Below are 21,080 nucleotides of genomic sequence, written 5' to 3'. Positions count from 1 at the left end.
ACGATTTCAAAAGCCGGAGGGTCTGGTGCCTCGTGTTTTACAACTTACGCCATTTGTCTTGTGTTCTTCCCTGCAACAGCAGATCGACTTCTATTGTGACCGGCTGGGGTTCTCGTGCGGGTTCAGGCAAGAGAATTACGCATATCTGTCGCGGGGCACGGTGGCCATCCGGTTGCTGGAATGCCCGCCGCGCGAGGATGGGCGGCCGCTGGGCGACAATCAGTCCTTCTATATAGATGTCGAAGGCATCGACGATCTGTATGCGACCATGCGCGCGGGGTTGGCGGACCTGCCCGAAGGGCGCGTGCGCCCGCCTTTCGACCAACCCTATCAGCAGCGCGAGTTTCACGTTCTGGACGAGGATGGAACGCTGGTGTTCTTTGGCGAGGATATCCGGCCCAGATCATAAGCCCTCCCGCCCGTTGTCGATGCGCCTGCGGCGCATCTCCACCGGTTGGGCTTGGCAGCGCTGCGCGCTGCGGATGGTGCTTAAAAGCCGGGGCTGGTGCCCTGCAGAACACCGTGTTCCAGCGCATAGCGGGTCAGACCCGCGGTCGAGGAAATGCCCAGCTTGCGTTTGATGTTCTTGCGGTGCGTTTCCACGGTGCGGACTGAAATCTCAAGAGTTTGCGCGACTTCCTTGTTCGACTTGCCCTGCGCAAGTTCCAGCAGGATCGTCTGTTCCCGGCCGGTCAGGGCTTCGCGGGTGCTGTCGCCCTTGGGCTGCAACGAGCCACTGGCCCCGGTGCAAAGATATTGTTCGCCCCGCATCACCGCGTCGATGGCCTGTTTGATCTCTTCGGTTTGCACGTCCTTGAGCACATACCCCTTGGCCCCATGGCTGAGCGCGGTCGAGATGTATTCCGGACTGTCATGCATCGACAGGATCAGAATACGGGTTTCCGGCAGACGTTCGAGAATGATTTCGGTGGCGCTGAGCCCGCCCAGACCGGGCATGTTCAGGTCCATCAGGATGACATCGGGCAGCAACGTCCCGGCCTGATCCACCGCTTCCTGACCGCTGCCAAGCGTCCCGACCACCTCGATGTCAGCATAGCTTTCAAGGATCGACTGGATCCCTTCGGCCACCATCGGGTGGTCGTCCACGATAAGGACCCGGATCGTCTGTGCGCTCATGTGCCGGCCTTTCGGTTCGGTGTTGCGTCTTCCTGCGGCGGCAGCAAGTGGCTCAGCGGCAGGCTGGCTTCGATCACCGTGCCGCTGCGTGGCCCGCGTGATGACAGAATACGCAACGATCCGTCAAGCTGTGCGATGCGTTCCTCCATATTGCGCAGCCCGATCCCGGTGCTGACCGGATCGGATCCGCCGGGCAATCCGCTGCCGTTATCGGTAATGCGCATGGTCGCGCCTTTTTTGTGACCGCGCAGGTCGATGGTTACGCGGGTTGCGCCGGAATGACGTTCGATATTGGTCAGGGCCTCCTGCGCGATGCGGTAGAGGGCAATCTTGCTGTCCTGATCCAGCCGGTTGCGGAACACGACGGTGGAAAACTCGGTCTCGATCCCGGTGCGTTCGCGAAAATCATCCGTCAGGGCCTTGAGGGCCGGCCCGAGGCCCAGATCGTCCAGCACGCCGGGACGCAGATCGCGGCTGATGCGGCGGACCTCGGTGATGGCGGTGCCAAGGTGATCGATCCCCTTGCCCAACGGGTCGCGGGCACCGTCATCATCCCCGCGGTCCAGCCGTCGCCGCGCATTGTCGAGCGCGTAGCGCACGCCCACCAGAATCTGGCTGATCCCGTCATGCAACTCGCGCGCCACGCGGCCGCGTTCCTCTTCCTGCGCATCGAACACACGCTGGGTCAGTTCCTTGAGCTTGGCGTCGGCCAGACGCCGTTCGCGGACATTCAGCAACATGCCCGAGGCGAACACGATCAGCACGGCGGCCAGGACAATGCCGCCGATATACATAAAGGTCCGCTGTACGCGGGCCTCGACCTCGGCGCGGGCGTTGGCGACAGTGGCCACGATGTCGTCGATGAAGACACCGGTGCCGACCGCCCACCGCCAGTCCTGCAGGCCGACGACATAGGCGATCATTTGTGCCTCTTCCCCGGTGGACGGCTTTTGCCACATGAAGCTGTGCCAGCCTGCGCCCTGCCGGGCGAGGCTGATGAACTCTTCCACGATCGGGGTGCCGTCGCTATCGGTCAGACCTTCCCAGTTGCGGTTGATGAATTCGGTCTGGCGCGGGCTGACAAGGTTGTTGCCATCATAGTCATAGACGAAGAAGAACCCGTCCTTGCCGTAGATCATCGCCGACAGGATCTGTGTCACCAGATTCTTGGCAACACGATCATCCGGAGAGGCGCGGCCATAGATATAGGCGAACCCGTTCCGGGCCTGTGTCACATAGTTCCGCAGTTCCTCTTTCTTGGCCTCGATCAGCCGACGCTCCAGCGCCTGTATCTCGCGCTCGGCCGTCGCGCGGGATTCATAGGCAACCAGCACCGCAATCGCCGCCACCGCCACGACCAGCGGTATCGCGGCGACCAGCGAAAGTTTCTGGCCATAGGTCAGCGAGATCAGGTTGCGAAATCCCCTCATGTTCGAATCGATACGCAAGCGCGCGGGAAATTGCAAAATTTTTGGCCCCTGGCGCTGCTGGCCGGTCAGAATTCGAAAAAATCGTGTCATTTGCAGAGGTTTTGACCTCCACGCCGCCCAAAAACACCACCGTCTACGCAGTAGTAGGTATTCACATTCAAAACCTGCCCATTAATCTCACGCGCACTGAAAACGACTGCGCCTGGCGAATTGCCGGGCTTTGAATATGCAGGGGAGGAACACTCATATGGATCGTCGTTCATTTCTGAAAACATCTGCTCTGGGCGGCTCGGCTGCTGCGGCCACCACGCTGGCCGCACCGGCTTATGCGCAGGGTAAGCGCACGCTCACCATGGTCACCTCGTGGGGCCGTGGTCTGGCGGGCGTCTTCGACAGCGCACAGCGTTGCGCAGACAGCATCACCACCATGTCCGACGGCAACCTGACCGTTGACATCAAGGCCGCCGGCGAACTGGTCGGCGCGTTCGAAGTGTTTGACGCCGTTTCGTCCGGTCAGGCCGACATGTATCACGCGGCTGACTATTACTTTGTCGGTCAGCACCCGGGCTATGCCTTCTTCACCGCCGTGCCGTTCGGCATGACCGCTCAGGAACTGGTGAACTGGTACTATCACGACGGCGGCATGGAGCTGCATGACGAGCTGGGCCAGATCTTTGGTCTGAAATCCTTCCTGGCCGGCAACACCGGCGCGCAGGCCGGCGGCTGGTACTCGAAAGAGATCAACAGCCCCGAAGATTTCAACGGCCTAAAGTTCCGTATGCCGGGTCTGGGCGGCAAGGCGCTGGGTAAACTGGGCGCATCCGTGCAGAACATTCCGGGTTCGGAAGTGTATCAGGCGCTGTCCTCGGGTGCCATCGACGGGACCGAGTGGATCGGTCCCTGGGCCGACGAAAAGGCCGGTTTCCAGGAAATCACCAAGACCTACTACACCGCGGGCTTCCACGAGCCGGGCGCCGGCCTGTCGCTGGCAACCAACCGCGACGTGTTCGACAGCCTGACACCGGCCCAGCAGAAGATCATCGAGATCGCGGCCGCCGAGTGCCACCAGTGGAACCTGGCGCAATTCTTGGCCAACAACGGTGCGGCGCTGCAGCGTCTGCAGTCGGGTGGCGTCAAGGTCATGGAATTCCCGGATGCCGTCTGGGATGCCTTCGGTCAGGCCAGCCAGGAAGTGCTGGACGAAAACATGGGTGACGAGCTGTTCAAGCGCATCCACGACAGCGCCATGGAATCAATGGCGGCCTCGTCGGCCTGGAACAACCTGTCGTCGGGTGTCTACACCGCACAGCGCGACCGCGTTCGCGGCTAAACGTACCGATTACAATCAAATGGTTTCCCCGCCCCGTGCGGGGAAACCTTTCCCGTTGCACATGCGCGGTTCGGACAAGCCAGCAATAAACAGCAGTGCAACTGACGCGACCCGGGGACAACATGCAGGACGATAACGGTTTCTCGTTTTTCGGCGCTTTGTGGAATGGACTGATCTGGTTCGTTCAGAACATTGCCGAAGCTTTCTACAATTTCGGATACGCCATCACGCATCCGCAGCTTTGGCTGAACTGGTCGGACAAAGAAGCCATCATGCGCTTTGTCTACTATGGCGGGTCGGTTGAGTTCTTCTTTGTGATCTTCACGATCTTCCTCGTCCTGACAGCCATCGGCCTGTATTTCCGTGGCTTCATGTGGGGAATGGTGCGGGGTCTGGAAGGGTTCGCCAACGTCACCGGGCGATTCTTTGCCTGGGCGGGCCTGCTGATGGTCATCCAGCAGATTGTCATCGTGTTCATGCAGCGGGTTTTCGCGCGACCCGACATGGCCTTTGGTCTGGGGATCCCGTTCCAGATGGACATCAGCTGGTACGCCGAAGAGCTGAAGCTTTACAACGCCATGGTGGTCTGCCTGTGCTGCACCTACACTTTCGTGCAGGGCGGCCACGTGCGCGTTGACCTGATCTATGCCGGCATCAGCCATCGCGCCAAACGCGTTGTCGACATGCTGGGCGCGTTACTGTTCATGATGCCGATGGCCGTTCTGACCTGGATGTATGGCTGGTACTTCATGTGGCGGCACCTGATCGTCCCGAAACCTTCGGCCAGTGACACGCTTGACCGTCTGCTGGCCAAGTCGCGCGCGCTGCGCTGGAACGTGGAAACCATCGGGTTCAGCCCGAACGGATTCAACGCCTACTTCCTGTTCAAAATCCTGCTGGTCGCATTTGCAGCCATGGTGTTCCTGCATGCGATCGCGTTCCTGTACCGCTCGTATCTGGAATATGTGGAAGGGCCGGAAAGCACTGGAAAATACCTCGACAAGGACAGCCTTGGTGAGGGTGAAGAAGCCTACGAAGGCGCACATTAAGGACGGAGACCAAGACAATGCTATTCGGACTTGATGGCGTCGAGATAGGCCTCATTATCGTATTCTTCTGCCTTTTCGGAGGCATCCTGTCCGGGTTCCCGGTGGCCTTTGCCATCGGCGGGGCCGGGATCATTTCCTTTGGGATCATCGCGGCGCTGGACAGTGCCGGGCTGCTGGTGCACCAGGCGATTGATACCGGATCGCAGGCCTATCGGGACGTTGTGAATTCGGGTGTCAAACCGGATGTCATATCCGTGTTCCGATATCCGGACCTGCCAAGGATCGCCGAACCGGTCTTTGTACAGGGCTGGGAAACGGCGCTGGACCGCAACGTATCCTTCATCGTGAACCGCATGAACGAGCGTGTTCTGGCGGGTCAATCCATCGAAACCTTGCTGGCCGTGCTGATGTTCGTCCTGATGGGCATCACGCTGGAGCGGTCCAAGATCGCCAACGATCTTCTGACCACGATGGCGCGTGTCTTTGGCCCGCTTCCGGGCGGTCTGGCCGTGTCGATCGTGGTTGTGGGCGCGTTTTTGGCCGCCTCGACCGGTATCGTCGGCGCGACTGTGGTGACCATGGGCCTGTTGGCGCTGCCGACCATGCTTCGCAATAACTATTCGCCGGAACTTGCAACCGGGGTGATTGCAGCCTCGGGGACGCTGGGGCAGATCATTCCGCCTTCAATCGTGATCGTTCTGCTGGGAACGCTGGCGGGGGACCTCTATTCGACCGCGCAGGAAACCCGCGCGGTTGAAGCGGGCTGCACCGACGCGCTGACCTATCTGGGGGAACCGGCGGTGGTTTCGGTTGGCACGCTGTTTCAGGCCGCGCTGCTGCCCGGGATCATGCTGGCCCTGCTTTATGCGATCTACGCCTTTGGCTACGCGTTGCTGAACCCGGAAAAAGCCCCGGCCGTTGAGATGTCGGGCGGCAGTGGCGAGGCGATCACACGGGGCGAAGGCCTGACCTGGTTGCTGGGTGCGCCGGTCGCGCTGATCGTCGGGGCCGTCCTGCTGAGCAGCGCGGGCGTGATCGGCAGCCAGAATGTCGCGGTCTCGGCGTTTTCGGATGTTGGGGCAGGGGCGTCGCTGCGCACCAACGTGTCCGAAGAGTGCAAAGTGTCGATGATCGAACTGCATGGCCAGTCTGCCTGGGATCAGGCCGTGGCCGAGCAGGAATCCATCGACGCCGCCGGGGGTGCCGCCGAGGCGCAGCGCCTGTCCGAGGAAGAGCTGACAGCCGCCCGCGAAGCCAAGATCGCCGCAGCCGCGCCGATCGGAACCGGCGTGGCCGTGATCGTTGTGCTGTTGGGTCTGACGCTGGTTCTGGGCCGGGGCATCGCACCGTCGAAGCCGTCGCAACCGCTGATCCTTGGGGCCATCGGTCTGCTGCTGATGCTGTTGGTAGACGTGCTGTTCATATCGCCCACAACTTCGTCCGGCTGGAGCTTTGTGCGACTGGCGATTCCGTTTGCGCTGGCGATTTACGGCTGCAGGGAGGCCGCGGCGCGCTGTGCGACGAATGACCTGATCCGGGTCGTCTTCCCGCCACTGGTCCTGATCATCGCGGTTCTGGGCTCGATCCTGGGGGGTGTCACCAACCCGACGCCCGCTGCGGCGCTGGGTGCGGGCGGCGCGATCATGCTGGCGGCGTATCGCAAGCTGCAGGATCAGGGCCGGTCCGGCAGGGTGATCATCTGGTCGACCTTCGCCGTCATCATCTGTTTGCTGCTGGGCGTGAATTTTGACCTGCGCATCAATCAAGGCAGCGTGACGTTTGAAACCTGGGTTGCGTTTATTCTGGCCTATGCCACCTATATCTACGCTCTGTTTGGCCTTCTGTTCGGGTGCTGGGTGCTGTTTACCAGCGGGGTACTGACGCCGGTGGTGCGCGAGACGGCCAAGGTGACCTCGATGGTGTTCACCATCCTGATCGGGTCACAGTTGTTGAACCTTGTGGTGATCTCATTCGGGGGCGAGCATTACATCCAGCAGTTCCTGAAGAGCTTCGACAACGAGTTCACGGTCTTCCTGATTGTGATGCTGGTGTTGTTCATCCTGGGCTTTGTTCTGGACTTCCTCGAAATCATCTACATCGTGATCCCGATCGTGGGCCCGGTGATCTATGGCGGGTCGTTCGACCCGAAATGGGTGACGATCATGGTGGCGGTGAACCTGCAGACCTCGTTCCTGACGCCACCGTTCGGATTTGCGTTGTTCTATCTGAGGGGCGTCGCGCCGAAAGAGGTCACGACGGGCCATATCTATCGCGGGATCATTCCGTTCGTGATCATCCAGGTGGTGGGCATCGCCATCCTGTGGTTCTTCCCGTCGATCGTGACGATTGTTCCGGACCTGATCCCGAATTGACGAGATGTAGCAGTCAAATGGAAAAGGGGGCCGAATGGCCCCCTTTGCTTGTTAGTTCGGGGAAGGGGCCAGCCCCTTCTTGGCCTTTGGCCAATTCAACCCCGAGGTATTTTCGGCCAGATGAAGGACGGATCAGGTAAACTGGATCAGGTCCCAGCGGTTACCGAATGGATCGCGCCAGACCGCAACAATTCCATAGGGTTCGTAACGCGGGGATTCCTCGAAATGGACGCCGGCGGACTGCATTGCCGTATGATCGCGCACGAAATCATCGGTCTCCAGAAAGAAGCCGACGCGCCCGCCGGTCTGGTTTCCGATTGCCGCCGCCTGTTGGGGCCCATCCGCGCGGGCCAGCAGCAGCGACCCGGAGCCCGTCCCCGGGGGCGATACCCGCACCCAGCGTTTGCCGTCACCCAGGTCAATGTCCTGCAAGAGGGTGAACCGCAGTGTTTGAGTGTAAAACGCAATTGCGACATCGTAATCGGGCACCACAAGGGTGACCGCGTGAAGGTTCTGCTGCATGAAATCCTAGCCTTTGGTGGGGTGGCGGTCCGGTAACTGGATGCTGGCGACCTGTTCGGCGATGGGCGCTGTCGACAGGGGGTGGTGGCTGGAGTCTGCGAGTTCCGAAGGATCGCCAACGCGGGTCCAGTTGCCCTGGATATACGCTTCGAGACCGGAAAACCGGGCTTTGTATCCCATCTTGGGACTGCCCGGCACCCAATACCCCAGATACACATAGGGCAGGCCCGCTTCGCGCGCGATGTCGATGTGATCGAGGATCATATAGGTGCCCAGAGAATTCTGCGGCTGTTCCGGGTCGTAGAAGGAATACACCATGCTAAGCCCGTCATCCAGAACATCGGTCAGGCTGACGGCGATCAGGCCGCCGGTCTCTGGGTCAGCATATTCCACCACACGGCTGCGGATCGGTGTTTCTTCGATCATCGCGGCAAACTCGAACACGTCCATGTCGGCCATGCCGCCGTCAGCGTGGCGTGTATCCAGGTAACGGCGGAACAGGTCATATTGCTCGTCTGTTGCCCAGGGGGAATTGGCCCGGCGCTGCAGATACGCGTTGCGTCTGACGGCGCGGCGCTGGCTTTTGCTGGCCTGAAAGGCCGAGACGTCGATCCGGGCCGACAGACAGGCGGCGCAATCGGTGCATGAGGGTCGGTACAGCACGTTCTGGGACCGGCGAAACCCCTGCTGCGACAGAGAGTTATTCAACTGGTCGGCGCCTTCGCCCTGCAGCGCCGTGAACAGCTTGCGTTCCATCCGGCCCTCAAGATAAGGGCAGGGCTGGGGTGCCGTCACATAGAATTGTGGCGCTATTGGCAGCGTGTGTCGCATGAAGGTCCCGTATCTCCTGAGACCGGATGATAACAACGGTTCCGCAAGCCGCCAAGTGATTCACGGCGCTGATTATTTTACGCGCGTTGATTGATCATTGCGGTCCCGAGGAACGCGTCGGTCAGGCCCTGACAGCGTGCGCTGGTCAGCATCATGATGACCGAGATGATCTGCAAAACCGGGAAGGCCATGCTGACGAAATAGCCAGCGGTATGGGCCAGCGCCTTGCCAGTATCCATTCGCGCGCCGAACGCGTCGCGCAGTTCGATGCCCATGAAACGCATGCCCAGCGTGGCCGACCCGTTGGAAATGGTGACAACGCGGTAGACGAAGCTGACCACGCCATAGATCAGGGCAAGAAAGAACAGGCCGATAAAGGCGGTCAGCAGGATGGCCACTGTGCACAGCAGAGAAATAAACACGACATCGAACAGCCATGCCACAAAGCGTTTGGTTGCTACGGACCTGTAGAACTCGGGCTGGCTGTCTGGATCGGGCAGGTGGGTCATGTGGTCAAATCCGAAAATTGGGCAATGGTCACCCTGTCCCGAAAGCCGGGACAGGGCAAGGACGGATCAGGCGCGGTCGCCGTTTTCATCGTCCTCGCGGTTTTCGCTGGCGCGTTCTTCCATGAACTGGTCGAACTCGGCCTTGTCCTTGGCATCGCGCAGGCGGCGCAGAAAGGCCTCAAAATCCTGTTGCTCGCGTTCCAGCCGGGCCAGGGTGTCGGCCTTGTAGGCGTCGAAGGCGCTGTTGCCCGACGGCTTCATCGCGCTCATGTGGCTGTGCCAGGATTTGCGGCGGCTGCAGGACTTGCTGAACATGCGTTTGCTCCAGATCATATAGGCCAGAAGGGCCAGGCCAACGGGCCAGAAGAAAATGAAACCAAGGACCATGACGGCGATCCAGGCCCCTTTGCCCTTGTCGTCAAGCCAGGCTTCGGCACGGTAAAGCCATCCCGGATTTTCAGGAACGGCGTGGTCGGACAATGCGGTCATTTGGGTTCTCCGGGTTGATGTAAATTGCTTTCACATTGTCTAGATGGGGTGGCGCTGGCCGGTTGCAAGGGGTCGATGTGAAAAAGATTTACATTTCTGAAATCGCGGCGGTTGACCTTGCCCCGTAACGGGCGCACTTTCCGCCTATGCAACATGTTGAAAACACGCCTCCGCCAACGCTTGATGACATTCTGAGCCTTGAAAGGCAGGTCTGGCAGGCTTTGATCGATGGCAACAGCGCAGCGGATCGCGCGTTGCTGAGTGCGGATTTTCTGGGCGTTTATCCAACTGGGTTCGCCAATCGGGACGAACATGTTGGGCAATTCGCGGATGCGCCCACAATGGCGCAGTACGAACTGAGCGAGGCGCGGCTGCGGGTACTGACCCCGGATATCGTTCTTTTGTCCTACCGCGCGGATTTTCAGCGCCCCGGTACCGACATGTGGGAGGCGATGCTGATATCCTCTTTGTGGGAATGTCGTCACGATGTCTGGGTGAACAGTTTCAGTCAGGACACGCCGCTGGAGGGCAAATGACCGGGCCCCTTACCGTTCATCGCATGCCGCGCGCCTTCGATCCGTCTTTGGGAGCAGAATCGCGCGCTGCGGTGCCTGACATCCCGTCGGAACAGGGCGAGTTGATTGCCGGTGCCGCAGGTTCCAGCCCTTATCTCAAAAGCCTGATCGACCGTGAGAAGGAGTGGTTGGCGCAGGCGCTGAGCCAACCGGATCAGGCGCTGGCCGAAGTGATGGCGGCGGCCGGTGAATTGCCGCCCGATCAGTTGAAACCCGGATTGCGGCAGGCCAAGCGTCGGCTGGCCTTGCTGACGGCTCTGGCCGATCTGGCGGGCGCGTGGCCGCTGGAAAAGGTGACCGCGGCGCTGACGGATTTCGGCGCGCTGGCCGCGGATCAGGCCGCCAAGGCCGAGATTGCCGCCCTGATCCGGCGCGACAAACTGCCGGGGATGGAGCCCGAAGATGTGGAGACCGCCGCCGGGATGATCATTCTGGCGATGGGCAAGATGGGCGCGCACGAGTTGAACTATAGCTCGGATATCGACCTGATCGTTCTGTTTGACGAGACCCGGTTTGACCCCGCGCATTTCTACGAGGCGCGGCAGGGCATGGTGCGGGCCACGCGCAATTTCTGTGCAACACTCAGCGACAAGACGTCGGATGGCTACGTGTTCCGCACCGATCTGCGCCTGCGTCCCGATCCGGCGGTCACCCCGGTCTGCATGGCGGCCGAAGCGGCCGAGCGTTACTATGAAAGCCTTGGCCGGACGTGGGAGCGCGCGGCCTATATCAAAGCGCGGCCTTGCGCCGGCGATATCGCTGCCGGACAGCGGTTTCTGGATACGTTGCGTCCGTTCGTGTGGCGCAGGCATCTGGATTTCGCGGCCATTCAGGACGCTCATGACATGCGTCTGCGTATCCGCGAAAACAAGGGCACCGGTGGCGCGCTGACCATTCCGGGCCACGACATGAAACTGGGGCAGGGCGGGATACGTGAGATCGAGTTTTTCACGCAGACCCGGCAACTGATTGCAGGCGGTCGCGACCCGGATCTGCGGGTCCGGGGCACCGTGCCCGGACTGGCGGCGTTGGCTGAAAAGGGTTGGGTGCCGCAGGACGTGGCCGACAAGCTGTCCGACCATTACCGTGCCCACCGCGAGGTCGAGCACCGCATCCAGATGGTGCATGATGCCCAGACCCACAAGATACCGCAATCGCCCGACGGAATCGCCCGTGTCGCCTGTCTGATGGGCATCGACAGCGCTGACCTGACGCGCGACCTGACCCGCCGCCTGACCGAGGTTCACGACCTGACCGAGGGCTTCTTTGCGCCGGGCGCCTCGCCGCGAAAGCCGATGGCAGAGGTGAATTTCGACCAGAGCGTTCTGGCGCGATGGCCCACATATCCTGCGTTGCGATCCCAACGCGGCGCCCGGATTTTCGAGCGTCTGAAGCCTGAGCTTCTGTCGCGCCTTGCCACGACCGCGCAGCCCGACGAGGCCCTGCAGGCGCTGGACGGATTCCTGTCGGGCCTGCCGGCGGGCGTTCAACTGTTTTCCCTGTTCGAAGCCAACCCCCACCTTATCGACCTGCTGGTCGATATCGTCGGAACTTCGCACGCGCTGGCGGCCCATCTGTCGCGCAACGCCTCCGTGTTTGACGCGGTGATCGGCGGTAGCTTCTTCATCGATTGGCCGGGGCAGGGGACGTTGCAGGCCGAGTTGGAACAAGCGCTTTCGCAAGAGGCGGATTACGAAACACAGCTCGATTTTGCGCGGCGCTGGTGCAAGGAATGGCATTTCCGCATCGGCGTTCATCATCTGCGCGGGTTGATCGACGGGGCGCAGGCCGGACGGCAATACGCCGAACTGGCGCGCGCGGTGATCGCCGCCATCCTGCCCTGCGTGGCCGATCAGTTCGCCCGCAAGCACGGTCCGGCCCCGGGGCGTGGGGCTGCCGTATTGGGGATGGGCTCGCTTGGGGCCGGGCGCATCAATTCGCAATCCGATCTCGACATGATCGTGATCTACGACCCGCTGGATCAGGATATGTCCGACGGACCGCGCCCTCTGGCCACGCGCACCTATTACGCGCGGTTCACGCAGGCGCTGATCACCGCGCTGTCGGCACCGATGTCGCAAGGGCGGCTCTACGAGGTCGATATGCGCCTGCGCCCTTCGGGCAATCAGGGGCCGGTGGCGACCAGCTGGGCCAGTTTCACCAATTATCAGCAGAACGAAGCCTGGGTGTGGGAACATCTGGCACTGACCCGCGCCTGCGTGGTTGCCGGTGACGCCGGGCTGGCGCAGGACATCGAAGCCTTCCGCGCCGATTTTCTGTCGCAGACCCAGGATCGTCAAAAGGTGCTGCGCGAAGTCGCCGACATGCGTGCCCGGCTGGCCACCGCAAAAGCGCCCGCAGGCATCTGGGACGCCAAGAACGGCCCGGGTCGGATGATGGATGTTGAACTGGTGGCGGAAACCGGGGCCCTGTTGTCCGGCGAAACCCGGCGCGACGTTCATGCCGGGCTGGAGGGCGCTGTCGCAGCCGACTTGCTGAAGGTCGCTCAGGCGCAAACGCTGAAGGGCTGCTACGATCTATTCTGGTCGGCGCAATGCGCAGCGCGGTTGCTGTCCGGCAAAGCCATCGAGGCCGATAAGATCGGCGAGGGCGGTGCGGCCTTTCTGTGCCGTGCCACCGGGTTCGAGCAGGTCGAACAGTTGCAGGCAGCGTTGCAGGAAAGCTATTCAACCGCTGCCGGGATCATCGGCCAGGTGATAAAAGGGGACGAAAATGGCGCGCAGTGACGACCCGAACGACCACAAGGGCCTGATCCGCGAGGCGTATCGGATCGACGGTATCACGCTGCCCGAATGCCGCAGCATCTTTCTGGACTGGGCGCTCAGCCTGCCTGCCGAGCGGGATCAGGCGCAGGCGCTGACCGAGTTGCACGCATCTTATGCCGCGCAAGAGGCCGATCACCCGATGACCCGCGTCCTGGCCGAGGGCCTGCAATCCGCGCAGTCACCGAAACGGCGCGGCGGCTGGCGATCGCGCCCGCGCTAGGGCTTTCCCCCCGGCGCGTTCGCCACTATGAGGGCGTCATGACCCAAGCCACCGATCGCCCCCGTATCCGACTGAAGCCCAAAGCCAACGCGCGCGGCCTGCGCCACGGCTTCCCCTGGGTCTATGCAAACGACATCGTCACCGACCGGCGGACGCGCAAGATCCCGGCCGGGGCGCTGGCGGTGCTTGAGGATGACAAACGCGCACCCATCGCGCTGGTCGCGGTCAATCCCGACTCGAAGATCATGTGCCGCGTGCTGGACCGCGATCCTGACGCGCTGTTGAACCCCGCGTGGTTCGAATCTCGCCTGCGCCGCGCCGTTGAGATGCGCGAACGCCTGTTTGACGCGCCGTATTACCGTCTGATCCATGCCGAAGCCGACGGTTTCCCCGGCGTGATCATCGACCGCTTTGGTGATGCCTGTGTGATTCAGCCCAATGCGGTCTGGGCCGAGGCACATCTGGATACCCTGACCGACGCGCTGGTCGCTGTCACCGGCGTAACGAACGTGCTGAAAAACGCTTCGGGTCGGACGCGGGGTCTTGAGGGACTGGATGACGTCAATCAGACCCTGCGCGGCACCACCCCCGATGCGCCGCTACCGGTTCCAATGAACGGTGCGACCTATATGGCCGACCTGACCGGCGGGCAGAAAACCGGCCTGTTCTACGACCAGCGCCCCAACCACGCCTTCGCCGCGCGGCTGGTTCAGCCCGGCGCGCAGGTTTTGGATGTATTCAGCCATGTGGGCGGGTTCGGACTGGCGATGCTGGCCGGTGGCGCGGGGCAGGCGCTGTCGGTGGACGGATCTGCACCTGCACTTGAACTCGCCACGCAAGGCGCGCAGGCTTCGGGCTTTGCCGAAAGGTTCCAAACCCGACAGGGCGACGCGTTCGAGTTATTGACGCAATTGGCCGAGGAAGGCGTACGGTACGATGTCGTCATCTGCGACCCGCCGGCCTTTGCGCCATCGAAACAGGCGCTGGATGCAGGGCTGCGCGCCTATGAACGGATCGCGCGGCTGGCGGCACCGCTGGTCAAGCAGGGCGGCTACCTGGGTCTGTGCTCCTGTTCGCACGCGGCTGATCTGGGCCGCTTCCGCGATGCGTCCTCGCGCGGGATTGGCCGGGCAGGGCGGCAGGCTCAGCTCATCCATACGGGCTTCGCCGGTCCCGACCATCCGCAACTGCCGCAACTGGCCGAAAGCGGCTATCTCAAAGCCGTGTTCTACCGGTTGTGAAGGCGGTCCTTGACACCTGCGTCATCTATCCCACGGTGATGCGAGAGATGTTGCTGGGCGCCGCCCGGATGGGCCACTTCACGCCCGTATGGTCCGCCCGTATTCTGGAAGAATGGGCCCGCGCCGCCCGCAAACTGGGCCCGGAAGGCGAGGCGCAGGCGCGGGCCGAAATCGCATTGACACGGGCACAGTGGCCGGACGCAGAATGTCCCGCCGCGCCGGGTGTTGAACAACCGCTGTGGCTGCCCGACAGCGCGGATATCCACGTCCTTGCCACCGCCGTCGCGACTTCGGCCGACATCATCGTCACCGTCAACGCCAGGGATTTCCCCAGAAATATCCTTTCCGAAGAGGGGCTGGACCGTCGCGATCCCGACAGCCTGCTGCACGGGTTCTGGCAGGTCGACCCTGACGGTATAGCGGGCACGGCCAACCGGGTTCTGACCGAGGCCAACCGGTTGTCCGGCGACCAATGGTCCCTGCGCGCCCTGATGAAAAAGGCCCGCCTGCCGCGTCTGGGCAAAGCCCTCACGACCTGAACCCGGATCCTCTTCATCTGGCTGAAAATACCTCGGGGAGCGCGAGGGGCTGGCCCCTCGCTGCGCGCCTTACCCGTCAGCGCCCCAACGCTGCTCCAGCGCCTCCAGCGCCGCGATGCGCTCGCCGGTCTTTGGGTGGCTCATCAACCATGCGGGCACAACCCCTGCGCGTTGCTGGGTCAGGTCTTCAAGCTTGTGAAACAGCGATTTCTGTGGCCCTATCCCGATCCCGGCCTTGGTCAGCAACGCGGCGGCGTATTCATCCGCCTCATACTCATCCCCCCGCGACAGGCGCGACGCCAGTAGGTGGGTCAGCATATTGGCGATCCAGGCGCCGATGAAGGGAATAAACCGGTTCAGCAACATCATCAGCGCCGCCCGCAGGGCATTCTGCCCCGAGAAATCAATCATCCGCCGCCGCGCGTGCCCCAGCGCCACATGACCCAGTTCATGCGCGATGACGCTGGCCATTTCCTCGGCCGAAACCTCTCCGTTCAGAAACTTGCGATAGAATCCGCGCGTGATGAAAATCCGACCATCCGGCGCGGCCAGTCCGTTCACCGGGTCGATCTCGTAGATATAGACCGGCACCCGATCGATCCCGAGCGCTGCCGCCAGCCGGTCGGTCATGCGTTTCAGCGCCGGATCCGCCAGCTCGGTCGATTTCGCATCCAACTCCCGATGCGTGCGCCAGACGGAAATCCGGTACATCGCAAAAGCATAAAGCACGGCCAGCAGGATCGGTGTAATTCGGAGCATAGACCAAATATGGGAACGCTTCTCTTCGAGAGCAAGCAAAGGTTCAAAGTCTACTGTGGGGACAATGCTGCCATTGGTTCTATTCTGATTTATTGACCATGTTTTGTCGGCTGCGTAGCTACTAGGCGGAGAATAGACAAAAGCGGGATACATTAAGAGTGAGCCCCGTAAATAGCTAGATGCTTAACTACCGAAAGAAGATGTTAGATGAAATTTGGAGTATTGTTCGCGAAATTCGTAGGAGTTTTCTCGGGACTATTACTCATCAGTTGCGCGATAACGCCGAACAACGTCAGCAAGACGCTATTGCACGATAAGGTTTTAGCGTCGGTCGAATCTTGCAGCCCGGATTTCGAAGCATGGAAGTCTGTCCATCAAACCGGTAGCTACACACTAAAACAAAATCCGTCGCACAGCACATCGAGACAAATCGAATATGCGGTGGTTTTCGATGAAAGTCAGTGTGTTATCGCATTTTCCCATCGTCAGACTGTAAGTAGCTCAGGCAAGACCTATAGTCACGCGCCGGATTTAGCACGCATTTCGCAGTCAACGGCCCCACCAGAACTCTTGAAAGCCAATGGGGTAGTTTTTGAACGCTTCATGGCAGAAGACCAGCTTTCTACTGAAATTGCGCAGGCGCTGTTGGCTGAATGCAAGTTGGCAGTCGACAGTGAAGAATGTGTGGAACGTGCTAAAGAAAAGACAAAAACTGATGCGGCCCTCCTACGATATAGGTTCGGGGAAGACCTCGTAACTCTGAGTCTATTTGAAACAGACGCATATTTTAAGTTGAATAAAGTCAACTGATCTTAAAGGTCAACGTCCAGTAGGGGCTCGAAAGCCGACGCGCTGGCTACCGCGTCAGTTCCCGCATGCCCTGTTCCAGCCCGGCCAGTGTCATCGGCACCATCCGGTCCTCGAAAATCTCCTGAATCATGCCGATCGAATGGGTGTATTCCCAGTATTTCTCGGGCACCGGGTTGATCCACAGGTTTGACGACCACTGATCGCGGGCGCGTTGCAGCCAGGTCTGACCGGCCTCCTGGTTCCAGTGCTCGTTGGCGCCGCCGGGATAGGCAATCTCGTAGGGGCTCATCGAGGCATCGCCGACAAAGATGCATTTGTAATCCGGGCCATAGGTGCGCAGCACTTCGTGGGTCGAGGTCTGCTGATCCCAGCGGCGACGGTTGTCGCGCCAGACGCCCTCATACAGGCAATTGTGGAAGTAGTAATATTCCAGATGCTTGAACTCGGACCGCGCGGCCGAGAACAACTCTTCGACCACCTTGATATGCGGGTCCATCGAGCCGCCAACGTCCAGAAACAGCAGCACCTTGACCGCGTTGTGACGCTCGGGGCGCGTTTGTACGTCCAGATAGCCGTGTTCGGCCGTGGCGCGGATGGTGCCGTCAAGATCCAGTTCTTCCGCCGCACCCTCGCGCGCCCAGCGTCGCAGGCGTTTCAGCGCCACTTTGATGTTGCGCGTACCCAGTTCAACGGTGTCGTCCAGGTTCCTGAATTCGCGCTTATCCCAGACCTTCACCGCCCGTTGATGGCGGCTTTCCTTCTGGCCTATGCGCACGCCCTCGGGGTTATAGCCATAAGCCCCGAAAGGCGAGGTTCCGGCGGTGCCGATCCATTTGTTGCCGCCCTGATGACGACCTTGCTGCTCTTTCAACCGTTCGCGCAGCGTTTCCATCAGCTTGTCAAAGCCGCCAAGCGCTTCGATCTCGGCCTTTTCTTCTGCCGTCAGGTGCTTTTCCGCCATCTTTGCCAGCCAGTCAGCGGGGATATCGACAGCTTCCAGAACCTGATCAAAGCTGATTTCGTCCAACCCTTCGAAACTGGCGGCAAAGGCCCGGTCGAACTTGTCGATATTGCGCTCATCCTTCACCATCGACACGCGGGCGAGGTAATAGAACGCCTCGACATCATAAGTGGCCAGACCCTGTTTCATCCCCTCCAGGAAAGTCAGGAACTCGCGCAGGGATACGGGAATGCCAGCTTTGCGAAGGTTGTCGAAAAAGGGCAGGAACATGGTTCAGGCCACCAGACGGACAAGGATCAGAGACAGCACCAGCCCAACCAGCGCAAATGCGATACCGTACCCTGCCGCGTATTGGGCCATGTCAGCCCCGCTGCCGTTGCGCTTGCGTGCGGTAAGTGCACCGAGGATCGCCCCCAATAATGCCATTCCCAGAACTACGACCATGCGTCACCCGCCTCTGTTGTTGTTGGACGGGCCTTCCGCGACATCCTGCATAAGCGACCGGGCCACCGTTTCCGAGCCAAACCCGTATCGCGCCCATCCCAGACTGTCCAGCCTGACGGAACGTGCCTGTTCGGTGCGCCCCGCCTGATTGAGAGCTTCGGATTTCAACAGCAGGAGCGTCGCCAGTTGCGAGGCGTTTTCGGCCCGCGTCATCACGCCGATGGCGCTGTCCAGCTCGGGCAGAATCTGAGGGCCGGCGCCCTGGGCCAGAGCGTAGGATGCCGTTTGGGTCGTAATATAGGCCTGATGTACTTCGGTGTTGGGGGCGGCGCGCAGATATTGCATGGCGATCTGGTAGTGCCACAGCGCCTCCTGCGGTTTGTCGAACTGATTCATCCGCCCCAGCACATAGTGCGGATAAGCGCGGCGGTGGTCGGTCCAGCCCTGCTGCGCACCGATCCGCACGGCCCTTTGCGCATCCCGCAGACGCCGCTGCTTTCCGCGTCCGGGGCGCAGGGATTTCTGGATGGCCCGAATCCAGTCGCGGGACGTCTCGGAAGCCGGCTGCGCGGGCAGGGCTTCACCGCGCGGGTTCAGGCGGCTGAGAACGCCGGGGATCGCGGCCTCGACCTCTTCGCGGCTCATGCCGCTGCGCAGTTCGGGCGCGTAGGCGGCGCGTAGAATCAGCATGTCGAACCCGGTCAGGACGGTGTGGATGTTGTCGTCATTGAACACCGAATCCGGCAGGTGATACAGATCGTTGAGCGGCCCCAGCGCCTGCGCGATTTCTTCGTGCAAACAGTCGCGTTTTTCCTGCGGGCTGACATCATAGGGGATGAAGATGCCCAGACGTTCGCGTTTGCGCAGGCGGGTCCAGCTGCTTTTCTGCTTGCGCCGGTCGCTGCGGTATTCCTCGAAGCTGGAAGAGTTGGGCACGACGAAACAGGCCGCCTGCGGCAGTATCTCGTGTATCTGCTCCTGACTGACGGCTTCGATGGTGATGTTGGCCAGACCGTCGGAAATCTGGCTGATGTCGATTCCGGCCTCGCGCCGCAGGCGGGACAGCAAACGGGTCAGGTCCCGTTGCATAGACGGTGTGGGGGTGCCAGTCAGGCGCACGGTGACGGGTGTTTCGAACCTTGTGAACACCGGCAGCTTTGCGCCGCCCTCCAGCGCGAAATGCAGCGCGACAAAGTCGCGGGCAAGGTTTTCGTTGGAGCGTGACGCAGGCGTCGGAAAGGAACGGGTGAAGGCTTTGGGCGGGGGCAGTGTCTCTTCGATTGCCTGTACTCTGGTCGGAACTTCGGTCGGCTCGACCGAGGCGCATCCGGCCAGCGCCACACTCACAAGGATCACGGCCCAGCGCATCATTGGCGCTGATACCGGATGAAGGGTGTTTGTTTGCCGATGCGGTCGTATAGCTTTCGCGCGGTATGGTTGAAGTCCTGTGTCAGCCAGTAGACCGACGGCGCGCCCTGGCGGTCCGCCTCGTCATAGACGGCCTGGATCAGAGCCCGCCCGACACCGGTTCCGCGTGCCTCGGGGCGGGCGAACAGATCCTGCAGGTAGCACACCGACTCGACCTTCCAGGCGTGGCGGTGAAACAGGTAATGGGTCAGGCCGACAAGGTGCCCGCCGGTTTCGGCGACAAAACAGGAAAAGTCATGCGGGTCATCCCCAAGCAGGCGCGCGAAGGTGCTGTCATAAACCTCGTCCGGAACCGTTGTTTCGTAGAAGGCCAGATAGGCGCGCCACATGTCGGACCATTCGGCCCGGTCGTCGCGTCGCAACGCGCGGATCGTCAGAGTGTCAGCCAATCTCAGAGCCCCATCGTTCCAGGTCCGAAAACACCCGGACGGCACCGGGCTGCCCTACAATGCTGACATCCGGCCCCCTTTTAGGCAAGCAGTGATCACGCGGTGTTCAGCGTTTGCTGCGCGCCATGAAGGCAAGACGTTCGAACAGATGCACATCCTGCTCGTTCTTCAGCAGCGCGCCGTGCAGCTTGGGCAGAGCGTTGGCACCGTTCCGCTTGAGGTCTTCGGCAGTCAGATCCTCGGCCAGCAACAGCTTGAGCCAGTCCAGCACTTCCGAGGTCGACGGCTTTTTCTTCAGCCCCTGTGTCGCGCGGATTTCGTAGAACTGTGTCAGGGCGGTGGTCAGCAGCGCGTCCTTGATGCCGGGATGGTGCACCTCGACGATACGGCGCATCGTGGCTTCGTCGGGGAAGCGGATATAATGGAAGAAACAGCGGCGCAGAAACGCGTCCGGCAGTTCCTTTTCGTTGTTCGAGGTGATGATCACGATAGGGCGGTGGCGGGCGCGGATCGTCTCGCCGGTCTCGTAGACGTGGAACTCCATCTTATCGAGTTCCTGCAACAGGTCGTTTGGAAACTCGATATCGGCCTTGTCGATCTCGTCGATCAGCAGGACGACCTTTTCGTCCGCTTCAAACGCCTGCCAAAGCTTGCCCTTGCGGATGTAGTTGGACACGTCATGAACGCGTGCGTCACCCAACTGGCTGTCGCGCAACCGGCTGACCGCGTCATATTCGTACAGGCCCTGCTGCGCGCGGGTGGTGGACTTGACGTTCCACTCGATCATCTTCAGCCCCAGCGCGCCGGCGACCTGTTTGGCCAGCTCGGTCTTGCCGGTGCCCGGTTCGCCCTTGACCAGAAGCGGGCGTTCCAACGTCACGGCGGCATTGACTGCAATGGTCAGGTCGTCTGTGGCAACATATTCTGCTGTCCCTTGGAATCGTGCGGTCATCGGCCCCTCATGAAGTGTCGCGCGGCATGTGCCCATGGGGTTATCGCGAGGCGCAAAAATTGACAAGCCGGGCCGCTGCGTCGCCGAACGCGAATTTACCGATTAACTACAATGCCTTTGGTTGATTCGATTGACACGGCCGATCACAATTTTTTTGCCGTGCCCCAAAAATGCCTGCTAAAACGCACAGAAAAACAAGGTTTTGTTGTTTGAAATGACTTATCTGGACGCCCCGATATGGCCCGCAACCAGGGCGTCGTTTGCATAGTGACATTCTCCGCGCTGTCGGATAAACGCTCCGCAGAAG

At 61.0% G+C, this 21,080-nt stretch carries 22 protein-coding genes; 10 read left to right on the top strand and 12 right to left on the bottom strand.

What is annotated here, in order from left to right:
* Window positions 1–25 precede the first annotated feature (25 nt).
* Window positions 26–409 (top strand): bleomycin resistance protein, encoded by a 384-nt coding sequence (locus ACR0D8_RS07620; protein WP_480645579.1) that lies wholly within the window; start codon window positions 26–28, stop codon window positions 407–409.
* Window positions 410–489: 80 nt separating this feature from the next.
* On the opposite strand, the gene ACR0D8_RS07615 is transcribed toward ACR0D8_RS07620, so the two are convergent.
* Both ACR0D8_RS07615 and ACR0D8_RS07610 read right to left on the bottom strand, forming a co-directional pair.
* Window positions 490–1,137, bottom strand: a complete 648-nt coding sequence (locus ACR0D8_RS07615; protein WP_475161436.1) for a response regulator transcription factor — start codon at window positions 1,135–1,137, stop codon at window positions 490–492.
* On the bottom strand, window positions 1,134–2,567 hold the full coding sequence (locus tag ACR0D8_RS07610; RefSeq protein ID WP_475161434.1) for a cache domain-containing protein: 1,434 nt from the start codon (window positions 2,565–2,567) through the stop codon (window positions 1,134–1,136). Before ACR0D8_RS07610 ends, ACR0D8_RS07615 begins: the two co-directional genes overlap by 4 nt.
* 247 nt (window positions 2,568–2,814) lie before the next feature.
* Here ACR0D8_RS07610 and ACR0D8_RS07605 point away from each other — a divergent pair, with 247 nt between their 5' ends.
* From ACR0D8_RS07605 to ACR0D8_RS07595, 3 genes are all read left to right on the top strand, one after another.
* Entirely contained in the window at window positions 2,815–3,897 is a 1,083-nt protein-coding gene (locus ACR0D8_RS07605; protein ID WP_475161432.1) for a TRAP transporter substrate-binding protein, read from the top strand.
* Between the two features lie 122 nt (window positions 3,898–4,019).
* A complete protein-coding gene (locus tag ACR0D8_RS07600) occupies window positions 4,020–4,946 on the top strand; it encodes a TRAP transporter small permease subunit (protein WP_480645578.1) in 927 nt (308 codons plus the stop codon).
* Between the two features lie 17 nt (window positions 4,947–4,963).
* A complete protein-coding gene (locus tag ACR0D8_RS07595) occupies window positions 4,964–7,318 on the top strand; it encodes a TRAP transporter large permease (RefSeq protein ID WP_480645576.1) in 2,355 nt (784 codons plus the stop codon).
* Between the two features lie 132 nt (window positions 7,319–7,450).
* Here the strand turns inward: ACR0D8_RS07595 and ACR0D8_RS07590 are convergent, their stop codons facing one another.
* From ACR0D8_RS07590 to ACR0D8_RS07575, 4 genes are all read right to left on the bottom strand, one after another.
* Window positions 7,451–7,840: a VOC family protein gene (locus ACR0D8_RS07590; RefSeq protein ID WP_480645575.1), complete on the bottom strand. Its 390-nt coding sequence runs from the start codon at window positions 7,838–7,840 to the stop codon at window positions 7,451–7,453.
* A 6-nt stretch (window positions 7,841–7,846) separates the two neighbouring features.
* Window positions 7,847–8,671 (bottom strand): arginyltransferase, encoded by an 825-nt coding sequence (locus tag ACR0D8_RS07585; protein ID WP_480645573.1) that lies wholly within the window; start codon window positions 8,669–8,671, stop codon window positions 7,847–7,849.
* A 77-nt stretch (window positions 8,672–8,748) separates the two neighbouring features.
* Entirely contained in the window at window positions 8,749–9,180 is a 432-nt protein-coding gene (locus ACR0D8_RS07580; RefSeq protein WP_480645571.1) for an RDD family protein, read from the bottom strand.
* A 66-nt stretch (window positions 9,181–9,246) separates the two neighbouring features.
* Entirely contained in the window at window positions 9,247–9,669 is a 423-nt protein-coding gene (locus tag ACR0D8_RS07575; RefSeq protein WP_475161415.1) for a DUF2852 domain-containing protein, read from the bottom strand.
* A 146-nt stretch (window positions 9,670–9,815) separates the two neighbouring features.
* On the opposite strand from ACR0D8_RS07575, the gene ACR0D8_RS07570 reads away from it, so the two are divergent.
* From ACR0D8_RS07570 to ACR0D8_RS07550, 5 genes are read left to right on the top strand one after another with little or no spacing between them, the layout of a single operon-like run.
* Window positions 9,816–10,205, top strand: a complete 390-nt coding sequence (locus ACR0D8_RS07570; RefSeq protein WP_480645569.1) for a DUF4440 domain-containing protein — start codon at window positions 9,816–9,818, stop codon at window positions 10,203–10,205.
* Complete coding sequence (locus ACR0D8_RS07565) at window positions 10,202–12,991, top strand: [protein-PII] uridylyltransferase family protein (protein ID WP_480645568.1); 2,790 nt, start codon at window positions 10,202–10,204, stop codon at window positions 12,989–12,991. Before ACR0D8_RS07570 ends, ACR0D8_RS07565 begins: the two co-directional genes overlap by 4 nt.
* Entirely contained in the window at window positions 12,978–13,250 is a 273-nt protein-coding gene (locus ACR0D8_RS07560; protein ID WP_475161407.1) for a hypothetical protein, read from the top strand. Before ACR0D8_RS07565 ends, ACR0D8_RS07560 begins: the two co-directional genes overlap by 14 nt.
* 38 nt (window positions 13,251–13,288) lie before the next feature.
* Complete coding sequence (locus tag ACR0D8_RS07555) at window positions 13,289–14,491, top strand: RSP_2647 family RNA methyltransferase (protein WP_480645566.1); 1,203 nt, start codon at window positions 13,289–13,291, stop codon at window positions 14,489–14,491.
* The gene (locus ACR0D8_RS07550; RefSeq protein WP_480645565.1) at window positions 14,488–15,030 is read left to right on the top strand and encodes an RSP_2648 family PIN domain-containing protein; all 543 of its coding nucleotides are present in this window, start codon (window positions 14,488–14,490) and stop codon (window positions 15,028–15,030) included. Before ACR0D8_RS07555 ends, ACR0D8_RS07550 begins: the two co-directional genes overlap by 4 nt.
* Before the next feature lie 69 nt (window positions 15,031–15,099).
* On the opposite strand, the gene ACR0D8_RS07545 is transcribed toward ACR0D8_RS07550, so the two are convergent.
* Window positions 15,100–15,789, bottom strand: a complete 690-nt coding sequence (locus ACR0D8_RS07545; protein ID WP_475161399.1) for a M48 family metallopeptidase — start codon at window positions 15,787–15,789, stop codon at window positions 15,100–15,102.
* Between the two features lie 207 nt (window positions 15,790–15,996).
* On the opposite strand from ACR0D8_RS07545, the gene ACR0D8_RS07540 reads away from it, so the two are divergent.
* Window positions 15,997–16,599: a hypothetical protein gene (locus tag ACR0D8_RS07540; RefSeq protein ID WP_480645564.1), complete on the top strand. Its 603-nt coding sequence runs from the start codon at window positions 15,997–15,999 to the stop codon at window positions 16,597–16,599.
* Window positions 16,600–16,645: 46 nt separating this feature from the next.
* On the opposite strand, the gene ACR0D8_RS07535 is transcribed toward ACR0D8_RS07540, so the two are convergent.
* The 5 genes from ACR0D8_RS07535 to ACR0D8_RS07515 all read right to left on the bottom strand — a co-directional run bounded on the left by ACR0D8_RS07535 (window position 16,646) and on the right by ACR0D8_RS07515 (window position 20,773).
* The gene (locus ACR0D8_RS07535) at window positions 16,646–17,830 is read right to left on the bottom strand and encodes a vWA domain-containing protein (protein ID WP_480645563.1); all 1,185 of its coding nucleotides are present in this window, start codon (window positions 17,828–17,830) and stop codon (window positions 16,646–16,648) included.
* A gap of 3 nt (window positions 17,831–17,833) precedes the next feature.
* Window positions 17,834–18,004 carry a hypothetical protein gene (locus ACR0D8_RS07530; RefSeq protein WP_475161392.1) on the bottom strand — a complete coding sequence of 57 codons (171 nt, stop codon included), beginning with the start codon at window positions 18,002–18,004 and terminating at the stop codon, window positions 17,834–17,836.
* Between the two features lie 3 nt (window positions 18,005–18,007).
* A complete protein-coding gene (locus tag ACR0D8_RS07525) occupies window positions 18,008–19,375 on the bottom strand; it encodes a DUF2927 domain-containing protein (RefSeq protein WP_480645561.1) in 1,368 nt (455 codons plus the stop codon).
* Window positions 19,372–19,821 carry an N-acetyltransferase family protein gene (locus tag ACR0D8_RS07520; RefSeq protein WP_480645560.1) on the bottom strand — a complete coding sequence of 150 codons (450 nt, stop codon included), beginning with the start codon at window positions 19,819–19,821 and terminating at the stop codon, window positions 19,372–19,374. The genes ACR0D8_RS07525 and ACR0D8_RS07520 overlap by 4 nt, the downstream gene beginning before the upstream one ends.
* 106 nt (window positions 19,822–19,927) lie before the next feature.
* Window positions 19,928–20,773 carry an AAA family ATPase gene (locus ACR0D8_RS07515; protein ID WP_480645559.1) on the bottom strand — a complete coding sequence of 282 codons (846 nt, stop codon included), beginning with the start codon at window positions 20,771–20,773 and terminating at the stop codon, window positions 19,928–19,930.
* Between the last annotated feature and the right edge of the window lie 307 nt (window positions 20,774–21,080).

It is taken from the genome of Ruegeria sp. BG10 (assembly GCF_056538575.1).
This window is presented reverse-complemented; position numbering and strand designations above follow the sequence as displayed.

Excerpts from the sequence above, each read along its gene's own strand:
- ACR0D8_RS07600 (WP_480645578.1), top strand. The coding sequence starts at position 4,020 with ATGCAGGACGATAACGGTTTCTCGTTTTTCGGCGCTTTGTGGAATGGA.
- ACR0D8_RS07525 (WP_480645561.1), bottom strand. The coding sequence starts at position 19,375 with ATGATGCGCTGGGCCGTGATCCTTGTGAGTGTGGCGCTGGCCGGATGC.
- ACR0D8_RS07605 (WP_475161432.1), top strand. The coding sequence starts at position 2,815 with ATGGATCGTCGTTCATTTCTGAAAACATCTGCTCTGGGCGGCTCGGCT.
- ACR0D8_RS07545 (WP_475161399.1), bottom strand. The coding sequence starts at position 15,789 with ATGCTCCGAATTACACCGATCCTGCTGGCCGTGCTTTATGCTTTTGCG.
- ACR0D8_RS07585 (WP_480645573.1), bottom strand. The coding sequence starts at position 8,671 with ATGCGACACACGCTGCCAATAGCGCCACAATTCTATGTGACGGCACCC.
- ACR0D8_RS07540 (WP_480645564.1), top strand. The coding sequence starts at position 15,997 with ATGAAATTTGGAGTATTGTTCGCGAAATTCGTAGGAGTTTTCTCGGGA.
- ACR0D8_RS07515 (WP_480645559.1), bottom strand. The coding sequence starts at position 20,773 with ATGACCGCACGATTCCAAGGGACAGCAGAATATGTTGCCACAGACGAC.
- ACR0D8_RS07590 (WP_480645575.1), bottom strand. The coding sequence starts at position 7,840 with ATGCAGCAGAACCTTCACGCGGTCACCCTTGTGGTGCCCGATTACGAT.
- ACR0D8_RS07610 (WP_475161434.1), bottom strand. The coding sequence starts at position 2,567 with ATGAGGGGATTTCGCAACCTGATCTCGCTGACCTATGGCCAGAAACTT.
- ACR0D8_RS07535 (WP_480645563.1), bottom strand. The coding sequence starts at position 17,830 with ATGTTCCTGCCCTTTTTCGACAACCTTCGCAAAGCTGGCATTCCCGTA.
- ACR0D8_RS07615 (WP_475161436.1), bottom strand. The coding sequence starts at position 1,137 with ATGAGCGCACAGACGATCCGGGTCCTTATCGTGGACGACCACCCGATG.
- ACR0D8_RS07565 (WP_480645568.1), top strand. The coding sequence starts at position 10,202 with ATGACCGGGCCCCTTACCGTTCATCGCATGCCGCGCGCCTTCGATCCG.
- ACR0D8_RS07530 (WP_475161392.1), bottom strand. The coding sequence starts at position 18,004 with ATGGTCGTAGTTCTGGGAATGGCATTATTGGGGGCGATCCTCGGTGCA.
- ACR0D8_RS07595 (WP_480645576.1), top strand. The coding sequence starts at position 4,964 with ATGCTATTCGGACTTGATGGCGTCGAGATAGGCCTCATTATCGTATTC.
- ACR0D8_RS07580 (WP_480645571.1), bottom strand. The coding sequence starts at position 9,180 with ATGACCCACCTGCCCGATCCAGACAGCCAGCCCGAGTTCTACAGGTCC.
- ACR0D8_RS07555 (WP_480645566.1), top strand. The coding sequence starts at position 13,289 with ATGACCCAAGCCACCGATCGCCCCCGTATCCGACTGAAGCCCAAAGCC.
- ACR0D8_RS07575 (WP_475161415.1), bottom strand. The coding sequence starts at position 9,669 with ATGACCGCATTGTCCGACCACGCCGTTCCTGAAAATCCGGGATGGCTT.
- ACR0D8_RS07570 (WP_480645569.1), top strand. The coding sequence starts at position 9,816 with ATGCAACATGTTGAAAACACGCCTCCGCCAACGCTTGATGACATTCTG.
- ACR0D8_RS07560 (WP_475161407.1), top strand. The coding sequence starts at position 12,978 with ATGGCGCGCAGTGACGACCCGAACGACCACAAGGGCCTGATCCGCGAG.